The sequence below is a fragment of the Microcella sp. genome, assembly GCF_033763155.1.
Taxonomy (GTDB): domain Bacteria; phylum Actinomycetota; class Actinomycetes; order Actinomycetales; family Microbacteriaceae; genus Microcella.
In genome coordinates this window covers 1-10,705 of the sequence record NZ_JANRKZ010000187.1, presented here as the reverse complement: position 1 = coordinate 10,705, position 10,705 = coordinate 1, and the positions used below count along the sequence as shown (strand labels likewise).

The 10,705-nt window shown below is 66.7% G+C and carries 8 protein-coding genes and 1 pseudogene; 5 read left to right on the top strand and 4 right to left on the bottom strand.

Going from position 1 to position 10,705, the window contains the following annotated elements:
• Both SFU54_RS07845 and SFU54_RS07840 read right to left on the bottom strand, forming a co-directional pair.
• Positions 1 to 1,025 (bottom strand): annotated as a pseudogene (locus tag SFU54_RS07845) (phospho-sugar mutase); the annotation flags it as partial.
• A gap of 9 nt (positions 1,026 to 1,034) precedes the next feature.
• The gene (locus SFU54_RS07840) at positions 1,035 to 1,868 is read right to left on the bottom strand and encodes a purine-nucleoside phosphorylase (RefSeq protein ID WP_319015728.1); all 834 of its coding nucleotides are present in this window, start codon (positions 1,866 to 1,868) and stop codon (positions 1,035 to 1,037) included.
• 79 nt (positions 1,869 to 1,947) lie between these two features.
• On the opposite strand from SFU54_RS07840, the gene SFU54_RS07835 reads away from it, so the two are divergent.
• A complete protein-coding gene (locus SFU54_RS07835; RefSeq protein WP_319015727.1) occupies positions 1,948 to 3,387 on the top strand; it encodes an NAD(P)H-quinone dehydrogenase in 1,440 nt (479 codons plus the stop codon).
• A 22-nt stretch (positions 3,388 to 3,409) separates the two neighbouring features.
• Here SFU54_RS07835 and SFU54_RS07830 read toward each other — a convergent pair whose 3' ends face one another.
• Entirely contained in the window at positions 3,410 to 5,185 is a 1,776-nt protein-coding gene (locus SFU54_RS07830) for an acetyl/propionyl/methylcrotonyl-CoA carboxylase subunit alpha (protein WP_319015726.1), read from the bottom strand.
• A gap of 69 nt (positions 5,186 to 5,254) precedes the next feature.
• Positions 5,255 to 5,917 (bottom strand): Maf family protein, encoded by a 663-nt coding sequence (locus SFU54_RS07825; RefSeq protein WP_319015725.1) that lies wholly within the window; start codon positions 5,915 to 5,917, stop codon positions 5,255 to 5,257.
• Positions 5,918 to 5,952: 35 nt separating this feature from the next.
• On the opposite strand from SFU54_RS07825, the gene SFU54_RS07820 reads away from it, so the two are divergent.
• The 4 genes from SFU54_RS07820 (at position 5,953) to SFU54_RS07805 (ending at position 10,338) form a co-directional block, all read left to right on the top strand.
• Complete coding sequence (locus SFU54_RS07820) at positions 5,953 to 7,185, top strand: class I SAM-dependent RNA methyltransferase (protein WP_319015724.1); 1,233 nt, start codon at positions 5,953 to 5,955, stop codon at positions 7,183 to 7,185.
• A 159-nt stretch (positions 7,186 to 7,344) separates the two neighbouring features.
• Positions 7,345 to 8,010, top strand: coding sequence for a response regulator transcription factor (locus tag SFU54_RS07815; protein WP_319015723.1), 666 nt, complete (start codon positions 7,345 to 7,347; stop codon positions 8,008 to 8,010).
• Positions 7,997 to 9,298: a histidine kinase gene (locus SFU54_RS07810; protein WP_319015722.1), complete on the top strand. Its 1,302-nt coding sequence runs from the start codon at positions 7,997 to 7,999 to the stop codon at positions 9,296 to 9,298. Before SFU54_RS07815 ends, SFU54_RS07810 begins: the two co-directional genes overlap by 14 nt.
• A 32-nt stretch (positions 9,299 to 9,330) precedes the next feature.
• A complete protein-coding gene (locus SFU54_RS07805; RefSeq protein ID WP_319015721.1) occupies positions 9,331 to 10,338 on the top strand; it encodes a hypothetical protein in 1,008 nt (335 codons plus the stop codon).
• The last annotated feature ends 367 nt before the right edge of the window (positions 10,339 to 10,705 follow it).

The window sequence follows — 10,705 nt, the reverse complement described above, 5'->3', positions numbered from 1 at the left end:
GCGGCCCGCCAGCCGAGCAGGGCCCCGACCGCGTTGCCGCTGAGCCGGCGCCAGCCCTCGGGGGTCGACGCATCGGGGATGGCCACCGCGAGCCGGTCGGCGTCGGGGTCATTGGCGATAATGAGCTCGGCGCCCGCGGCGCGGGCGGTCGCGAAGGCGAGGTCCATCGCGCCGGGCTCCTCCGGGTTGGGGAACGCCACGGTCGGGAAGGCGCCGTCGGGGTCGATCTGCTCGGCGACGACGGTCGGCCCGCCGAGCCCCGCGTCGCGGAACACGCGCTGAGCGACCTCCCACCCCACGCCGTGCATCGCCGTGTAGACGAAGCTCACGGGCTCGATGACGGCGGACTCGGGCGTGTGTGTGACGAGGGCGGCGGTGCGGGCGATGTACGCGTCGATGACCGAGTCGTCGGCCGTTTCGAAGGCGCTCGATCGCGGCAGTTCCCCGACCACTTCGGTGTCGGCGACCGCGAGAATCGCGGCGTGAATCGCCTCGTCGGCGGGGGCCACGATCTGTGAGCCACCATCACGGCCGCCCAGGTAAACCTTGTAGCCGTTGTCGCGCGGCGGGTTGTGGCTCGCGGTCACCATGACACCAGCGCTCAGGCTGAGCTCGCGCACGGCAAAGGCGAGCACGGGAGTCGGAAGGGCACGCGGCAGCAGCACGACGCGCACCCCCGCGCCCGCCATGAGCTCGGCCGAGTCGCGCGCGAACACGTCGCTATTGACGCGGCCGTCGTACCCGATCACCACGGAGGCGTTCTCGTCACGGGCGAGCAACCAGCGGGCGAATCCGGTCGCCGCCTGCGAGACGAGCACGCGGTTCATGCGGTTCGACCCCGCGCCGAGCTCACCCCGCAGACCCGCGGTGCCGAACGTGAGGCGCGTGTCGAAGCGGTCGCGGAGGGCATCCATTGCCGCCGCATCGCCGCTCTCGGCGGCCGGAATGAGCGCCTCGAGTTCGGCGCGAGTGACGGGGTCGGGGTCTTGGTCGAGCCACGCCTTGGCGAGATCGAGAGTGGTCACGAGTGCCTCCTACAGTGCGGCAACGATGCGCGCGAGCAGCGCAGAGATGACGGGCTCGGCGTCTTTGCCGGCTTGAATCACTTCGCCGTGGCTCAGCGGCTCGGGCGAGATGCCCGCCGCGAGGTTGGTGATGAGCGAGAGCCCGAGCACCTCCATGCCGGCCTGGCGGGCCGCAATCGCCTCGAGGGCCGTCGACATGCCGACAATGTGCCCGCCCATGGCCTTCGCCATCTGCACTTCAGCGGGCGTCTCGTAGTGCGGCCCACGGAACTGCACGTAGACGCCCTCGTCGAGGCTCGCGTCGACCGTGTGCGCGAGGTTGCGCAAGCGCTTGGCGTAGAGATCGGTGAGGTCGATAAAGGTCGCGCCCTCGAGTGGCGAGTTTGCCGTGAGGTTGAGGTGGTCACTGATGAGCACGGGCGTTCCCGGCTTCCAGTGGTCTTTGATGCCGCCCGCGCCATTGGTGAGGATCATGACGGATGCCCCCGCCGCGGCCGCTGTGCGTACCGAGTGCACCACCCGGCGCACGCCGTGGTTCTCGTAGTAGTGGGTGCGGGCGCCGATGACGAGCGCGCGCTTGCCGCTCGGCAACAGGATTGACCGCAGGGTGCCCACGTGCCCCTCGAGCGCTGGCTTGCTAAAGCCCGCAATGTCGGTCGCCGGAATCGTGTGGGTTGTCTCGCCGATGAGGTCGGCGGCTTTGGCCCACCCTGATCCGAGAGTCAGGGCAATGTCGTGGCGCTCGACGCCGGTGGCCTCAGCGAGCTGCTCGGCAGCCTGCGCGGCGATGGCAAAGGGGTCGGCGTCGGGCGCGTCAAGAGGGTTCACAACAGCGTGGCTCATGAGAGTCAGCCTACTGACGGGGCGCTCGTGACGGCTGGTGAGCGGGGCGCGCACTCGCGCACGCTGACACAATGGAGGCATGACCACCCTTTTCAACCGCAAGCACCGCATCGCCGTTCTGGGCGGAGGTCCTGGCGGGTATGAAGCCGCGCTCGCGGGCGCCCAGCTCGGCGCCGACGTGACGCTCGTCGAGCGTGTCGGCGTGGGCGGCTCGGCCGTCTTGACCGATGTTGTGCCCTCGAAGACGCTCATCGCCACGGCCGAGGCCGCGGGGTCGATTCGCGATGCCGGTGAGCTGGGGGTGCAGTTTTTCGCGCGCGGCGAGAGCGGGCGGGCGGTCAAGCCCGAGGTTGCTGTCAACCTCGCTCAGGTCAACAAGCGGCTGCTGCGTCTCGCGCAAGAGCAAAGCGATGACATGCGCGAGCAACTCGTCGAGGCGGGCGTGCGCATCATTGCCGGCGATGGCCGACTCGACGGGCCGAATCGCCTCGTCGTCGCCGCCGGACACGGAAAGAAGCGCACCGACTTCGATCAGTGCGACGCCGACACGGTTATCGTCGCGGTGGGCGCGTCCCCGCGCGAACTGCCGACGGCGAAGCCCGACGGAAAGCGCATCCTCACCTGGACCCAGCTCTACACGCTCAGTGATGTTCCCGACCACCTCATCGTTGTCGGTTCAGGTGTCACGGGTGCCGAGTTCGCCTCGGCCTACCGCGCTCTCGGTGCACAGGTCACCCTCATCTCGAGTCGCGACCAGGTGCTTCCGGGTGAGGATGCCGATGCCGCGCAACTCATCGAAAAGGTGTTTCGCCGCAACGGCATGACCTTGCTCGCCAAGAGCCGCGCCGACTCGGTGGTCAACACGGGCGAGGGAGTGACGGTGACCCTGAGCGACGGCACCGTCATCGAGGGCTCGCACTGTCTCATGGCCGTCGGATCCATTCCGAACACCGCGGGCATCGGCCTCGACGAGGCGGGTGTTCAGCTCACTGAGTCGGGCCACATCGCGGTCAACAAGGTGGCGCGCACGTCGATGCCGAGTGTGTACGCGGTCGGAGACTGCAGCGACTCGCTCCCGCTCGCATCCGTCGCCGCCATGCAAGGTCGAACCGCGGTCTATCACGCGATGGGCGACGCGGTCACGCCCATTCAGCTGCGCAACGTGACGTCGAACATCTTCACGGCACCCGAGATTGCCACGGTGGGCTTCTCACAAAAGCAGATCGAAGAAGGCGCAACGCGAGGCATCACGTTCAAGCTCGCGCTCGAGACCAACCCGCGTGCCAAGATGCAGGGCGTCACCGACGGCTTCATCAAGCTGTTCGCGGCGAAGACCTCGGGCACGGTCATTGGAGGCGTGGTCGTGGCACCGCGCGCCTCTGAACTGATCTTGCCGATCGCGCTCGCCGTTGAACACCGACTGACGGTCGACCAATTGGCTCGCGCCTACTCGGTGTACCCGTCGCTGTCAGGCGGCATCACGGATGCTGCGCGCGCCATGCACGTGCCCCACGACTAGCGCGGCTCGTGAGCGGCCGACGCTAGTCGGTGATCGTGAGCAGCACGTGTCCCGAGGCCACGGTCTCGCCCACGGCGGCACCAATGCTCGCCACGACGCCGTCTTTGTGCGCCGTGAGGGGCTGTTCCATCTTCATGGCTTCGAGCACCACCACGAGGTCACCCGCGACGACCTTGTCGCCCTCGGCGACGGCAAGCTTGACGACGGTTGCCTGCATCGGGCTCTTGACCGCGTCGCCCGACGCACCGGCAGCCACGGCTGATCCGCCACGGCGCTTGGGGGCAGGAGCGAGCGCGGTCGAGGCGCGCGAGCTTGAGGCAGGAATCAGCGTTTCGGGCAGTGACACCTCAAGGCGCTTGCCGCTGACCTCGACGACGACGGTGTGGCGCGCGGCGGGCTCAGCCATGGGCTCGGCGAGCGAACCGCTCCACGGCTCAAGCTGGTTGTCGAACTCGGTCTCGATCCAGCGCGTGTAGACCGTGAACGGCGCGCCGTCGGCGGGGGCGAAAGCGGGGTCATCCACGATTGCGCGGTGGAAGGGCAGCACGGTCGGCAGGCCGGCCACCTCAAACTCGGCGAGGGCGCGACGCGAACGCTCGAGTGCGTCATCACGCGTCTTGCCCGTCACGATGAGCTTCGCGAGCAGCGAATCGAAGGCGCCCGAAATGACATCGCCGGTCGTCACACCCGAATCGACGCGCACGCCGGGCCCACCCGGAAAACGCAACGCGTGCACGGGGCCGGGCATCGGCATGAAGTTGAGACCCGGGTCTTCGCCGTTGATGCGGAATTCGAACGAGTGGCCGTGGGCGACCGGGTCGTCATAGCCGAGCGGCTCGCCCTCAGCGAGCCGGAACTGCTCGCGCACAAGGTCAATGCCGGTGACCTCTTCAGACACAGGGTGTTCGACCTGCAGGCGCGTGTTGACTTCGAGGAACGACACGGTGCCATCGGCACCGATCAAGAACTCACACGTGCCAGCACCGAGGTACCCGACCTCTTTCAAGATGGCCTTGGACGAGCTGTAGAGCAGTTCGGTCTGCTCGGCGGTCAAGAAGGGCGCGGGGGCCTCTTCAACGAGTTTCTGGTGGCGACGCTGCAGTGAGCAGTCACGCGTCGAGATGACGACGACGTTGCCGTGCGCGTCGGCGAGGCACTGCGTCTCGACGTGACGCGGCTTGTCGAGGTACTTCTCGACGAAGCACTCGCCTCGACCGAACGCCGCGATTGCTTCGCGCGTGGCCGAATCGAACAACTCGGGAATCTCTTCGCGCGTGCGGGCCACCTTGAGGCCGCGACCGCCACCGCCGAAGGCCGCTTTGATCGCCACGGGCAAGCCGTGCACGTCGACGAACTCGAGCACCTCGTCGGCGCCGCTCACGGGGTTGAGTGTGCCGGGGGCGAGCGGGGCGCCCACCTTTTCAGCGATGTGGCGGGCGCTGACCTTGTCGCCCAATTGCTCGATGGCCTCGGGGCTCGGCCCGATCCAGAAGAGACCCGCGTCGATCACGGCGCGAGCAAAGTCGGCGTTCTCGGCGAGGAAGCCGTAGCCGGGGTGAACCGCGTTGGCTCCGGCCCGGCGAGCGATGCTGAGCAGCTTGTCGATCACGAGGTAGGTTTCGGCGCTCGTCGTGCCGTTGAGGGCATAGGCCTCGTCGGCGAGGCGCACGTGCCGGGCATCCCGGTCTTGATCGGCGTAGACGGCGACGGTGGCGATGCCAGAGTCGCGCGCGGCGCGGATGACGCGAACGGCGATTTCGCCTCGGTTGGCAATGAGAATCTTCGTGATGCGGGCCATGGTTCACCAGCCTAGGGGTGAGAGCCGCCCTCGTGTTTGGCGGGCCTCGACAAAAGGGAGTCGATTCGCTTAGCGGTTCCAGAGATCGGTATATCGGCCGCCGAGTTCGTGCACGAGCTTGCGCACGAGAGGCACTGACAGCCCGACGACCGTGTGGGGGTCGCCCTCGATGCGGTCGATGAATCCGGCGCCTTTCGAATCGATCGTGAACGCCCCGGCGACCTTCAGGGGCTCTCCCGTCGCGATGTACGCGTCGATTTCGGCCTCTTCGATGTCATCGGCGAAGTGCACGGTCGCACGCGTCGAGCGGCCCGTCGCGCCCCGCACGGCACCGCCGCGGTGATCGATGAGCCAGTGCCCCGAGTGCAGCACTCCGCTGCGCCCGCGTTGCTGCAACCAGCGCTCGCGGGCGATCTCGGGCTCGTGCGGCTTGCCAAACACGGTGCCGTCGAGTTCGAACGCCGAGTCGCCGCCGAGAATGAAGCCGTCGAGCTGTGACGGCTCGATACCGACCGAGGCCAGCACATCGGGGTCGAGCACGGCCTCGGCCTTGAGGCGAGCGAGCAGCTGCACCATCTCGGCGGCCGGCAGGCGGCCATCGGGATGCGCGGCCGCGGCCGCATCCACCGCAGCCTCTTCATCGACACCCGGGGCGATGGCGATCGGTTCGATTCCCACGGCTCGCAGAGTCGCGAGCCGGGCTGGAGACGTTGAGGCGAGATAGAGGCGCACGGCTCGATGCTACGGGCCGCGCCTAGGCTGGGGGGATGGGCGAACACATCGGCAGCATCATCGAACTCACGGTCGACAAGATCGCGCACGGCGGCATCTCGATCGGGCGACTCGACGGTCGTGTGGTGTTCGTGAGCGACGCGATCCCGGGCGAGACGGTGCGCGCTCGCGTGAGCGACGACCGCAAGAAGAGCTTCTGGCGGGCCGACGCGGTCGAGGTGCTACAGCCCAGCGAACATCGGCGTGATCACGTGTGGTCGGCTGCCGCGATTGACCGCGACCCCCGTGGCCGCGCGGGCGGGGCCGAGTTTGGGCACATTGCTCTCGCGCACCAGCGCGAACTCAAGCGGCAGGTACTCGCCGAGTCGCTGCAACGGATGGCCGAGATCGAGAGCGACGTAGTCGTCGAGCCGCTGCCGGGCGACCCCGCCGTCAACGGACTCGGCTGGCGCACGCGCATCCGTTTGCACGTCGACGATCAGGGTCGCCTCGGACCGATGGCGTCTCGCTCGCACTCGGTGATTCCGGTGACGGATGTTCCCCTCGCGACCGCCGCCGTGCAGGCTGCGACGCCCTTTGCCGAGCGGTTCACCGGAATCGACACTCTTGACGTCATCGCCCCCACCACGAGCGAGCCCCGCCTGGTAATCGGCGAGCAGAAGCCCAGCGTGATTCGTGAAGTCGTGGGCGAGCGCACTTTTCAGCTCGATGACACCGGATTCTGGCAAGTGCATCGCTCGGCTCCTGCCGCGCTGTCACGGGCCGTGCAAGAGGCCATTGACGCCGCACTCTTCGACCCGCGCGCCGAAAACCTCGATCTCTACGGTGGTGTTGGTCTGCTCGCGGCCGCGGTTGCCGACGGGTTTGGCCCTGAGACGCGCATCACGAGCGTCGAATCTGACGAGCGCGCGACCGACCATGCGAGCGAAAACCTCGCCGAGTGGCTGGGGGCCGCAGCCGAAACGGGTCGCGTTGATCGCTGGTTGCGTGACCTCGACGCGGGCGCCTCGGCCGCCGACCGCGATCGGCTTCGCGCGGCGACGATGGTGCTCGATCCGCCGCGGTCGGGAGCCGGATCCGAGGTCATGGCGCTGCTCGGTCGGCTCGCGCCGGCTCAGCTCGTGTATGTGGCGTGTGACCCGGTCGCTCTCGCACGCGATGTCGCCCTCGCCGCCGAATCGGGCTACCGGCTCGCGCGCATCCGTGCTTTCGATCTCTTTCCGCACACCCACCATGTCGAGGCCGTGGCGACGCTCGTGCGCGATTGAGAGCCTGCGGCGGACGCGCTCACACCGAGGCTACGAGGCTGTGGGATTCCACCCCCTACCCGTCACCGAGCGCGACTAGCATGGGGCCACGCGGCCGACGGTGCCGCTGTAGTCACTGTGACGAATGAAGGGCCCGGTTGTCTTTTCGTGGTTGCTGCCGTGAACAAACAAGTGCGCGTCGCGATCGTTGATGATCACGAATCGGTTCGCCTTGGCCTTCAGGCGGCGTTCTCGACCGCGGGCTTCGACGTTGTCGCCTCGTCGGCCAGCGTTCCTGAGTTCGTCGACGCACTCGGTGGTCGTGAGATTGACGTCGTCGTGCTTGACCTGTCACTCGGTGATGGTTCCAGCGTGACCGACAACGTCAAGGCCGTGCAGGCGACGGGTTCTGCTGTTCTTGTTCACTCCATCGCCGACCGCGTGGCGAGTGTGCGCGAGGCGCTAGCGGCCGGCGCGGCCGGGGTGATTCCGAAGTCGTCAGCAACCAGCACGGTGATCGCCGCCGCCGAGACGGTCGCCCGGGGTGACGTTCTGAACAACCTTGAGTGGGCCAGTGCGATCGATGCTGATCGTGATTTCGCCAAAGCGCAGCTCGGTCGGCGTGAACGCGAGATTCTGCACTTGTACGCGAGTGGGCTGCCTTTGCGACTTGCTGCTCAGCAACTGGGCATCGGGTATTCAACCGCTCGCGAATACCTCGATCGCATTCGGTCAAAGTACGTCGAAGTCGGCCGGCCGGCACCGACCAAGGTTGACCTGTTGCGCCGTGCTGTTGAAGACGGCATCCTTCCCGGTCTCGATACCGATGGCGATGACGACGACTAAACCGGTCGAGGCGGTCGCCGAAACGCGCAGGCCGCAACGCAGCCCACTGAGTCGGCGACAGGTTGACACGGTGGTCTCGCGGTCGGTCGCGTGGTTCGGCATTGTGTTCGGCTTGCAGGCGTTGCCCGCTCTGTTTGATCAGTATTCGCTGGGGCAGCCCGTGTGGTCGGCGATCGCCGTCAGCACTGTCTATGGTTCGTTACTCATCGCGCTGCTGTGTTCGACCCTCAAGCGATGGGTGGTTGCGTCACATCGACTGGTGTCGTTTGTCTACGTTGCGGCGCTCGTCACGTGGCCGTTCTTTCTTGATGACCCGGCCGTTGCGCACCAAGGAGATCACTGGCTGTATCAGCTCACGACGGTGGCAACCGCAACAGCGGCGATCGGGTTTCGGCGCCGCGGCGCGTTGATCTATCTCATCGTTGTTCCCCTGATCTACGGGGTGATTCGTGCCACGCCTCAAGGCGGCGGAGGCCCCTGGGAGCTCGGACTCTTCAACGCGATCTACGCGATCATCTTGGGGGGAGCTGTTCTTGTCATTGTGGTGATGACGCGCGTGGCAGCGAGCTCTGTTGATCAAGCGCAAGGCGCTGCCCTTGACCGCTATGCGCGTGCCGTGCGCCAGCACGCGACTGAGGTTGAACGCGTTCACGTCGACGCCATCGTCCACGACAGCGTGCTCACCACTCTGCTCAGCGCGGCGCGGGCCGAAACGCCCGAGCAAAAGACTCTGGCGTCGCAGATGGCGGCGAATGCCATGCGTCATCTGCGGGAAGCGGCGCTTGTAGCGCCCGACGATGGAACGACGGTGCGTTTTCGTGAGCTCGCCGATCGCATTGCGGCGGCCGCTCGGCAGATGCCGATGGAGTTCTCCATTCGCATTCGATTGCTCGATGTGCGCGTCATTCCGGCCGCGCAGGCCGACGCGCTGTACTCCGCAGCGGTGCAGGCGATGGTGAACAGCGTGCAGCACGCTGGCTCGCAGGAGGTGCGACGGTGGCTCTCGGTACTGGGTCGCGAGGGCGGCGCCGTGCAGATCGAGGTGGGCGATGCGGGTGTGGGATTCGAGCTCTCTGCTGTGCCCGATGCACGACTGGGCGTGCGCCGCTCGATCATCGAACGAACGGCCAACGCCGGTGGGCGCGCTGACGTGCGGTCTTCGGCGGGCCGAGGCACGGTCGTCGTGCTGTCGTGGCCCGACGTCGGTGCCGGTACTGAATTCGGTGAGCCACCGATTGCCGACGAGGTCGCTGCCGCCGCTGACGCATCACGTCCGGAGCCGTCATGAGAATCGGCGTTCCTCGGTCACTCATCGTCACGATGGCTGCCATCTTTTCGAGCTATCACATCGTCTTGGGCCTGTACACGATCGAAATGCCCGCCGACCCCGTGCCCGTGTTGGCCGCGATGATCATCTACGCCACGGCAACAACAATCAGCTTGTTGCCCGGTCAGTCGGCACGGATGCCGACGGGGATGGCCGTGACCAACGTGCTCGTCTGCATCGCCATGCCCCTCCTCATCACGCCTCAGCTGGTCGCGGACCAGGAGGGCGGGCTTGGGTACGCCACGTGGTATGTCGCCGCGGTGGGCACGCTGTTGACGATCACGTCCACGCGACGTCGACACGCGTTCGCGTGGCTGGGGATCGCGGCACTCGTCGTGCAGACCGTGATCTGGGGCGGGCCCAACGCGCTTCTCGGTACGGGGGTGATCGGAAGCGCCGCGTGGGTCGCCGTGTCGCACATCTTGTCGCGCGCCCTCGCGAAAGCATCGAGAGATGCGGCGCGGTTTGCGCGCGCAGAGCGACAGGCAACCGACTGGCACGCGGCCCAAGAAGCGCACCTGTACGAACGCCAGTTTCGTCTCGGCCGAACGGCATCAACCGCTGTTCCGATGCTGCAGCTCATTGAGCGCTCACGGGGCGACCTCACGCCCGAAGAACGCCAAGAGTGTCTTCACCTGGAGGGCGCACTCCGCGACGAGATTCGCGGACGCCGGTTGCTCAACGATGAGGTGCGCCTCGAAGTCATGGCGGCGCGGCGGCGTGGGGTGTCTGTCAGCCTCCTCGACGAGGGCGGGCTCGACGATCTTGATGATCGGGCTCTCGGGCGAGTGCTTGCCACCCTCGCTAATGCCATTCGCACCACGCGAGCGACGCGCGTCATCGCTCGCACGGCGCCTGCTGATTCGGTGACCGCTGTGACCGTCGTCGGACTCACGCCCTCGGGTGACGGTCGCGCACGAGAACTCGGCCACTCTGATGCCGACGATGACGACAATGATGCCGTCGACCTCTGGCTCGAGATTCCGAGGCCACGGCGCTGAGAACGATCGAAGGGCCGGAGTACCCAGCTCCGGCCCTTCGCAACGTATCGAGAAAGATCGACAACCCGAATGTTGATCTATCTCGCCCCCCAATCACGCGACTGCTACCCAACAGCTTTCGTGACCGGCGGTGCGGCCCGGGGGCTGCACCTGACATCAGTCATCATGCCTCAAAACCGTGCGCGTGCACAGTCGTCATTTTGGAGGACAACGGGGGACATTTTTCGCGCCCGCTGCCCCAGAATCCGCGCAAATTCAGCCTTATCGTCGACAGCGCGCACGAAAATCAGGGTACAAACCCACGATCACGCAGGAATGCGTCGTGGGATGCCGCATGACCGGACAAAAATCTTTGTCGCGGTCAGTC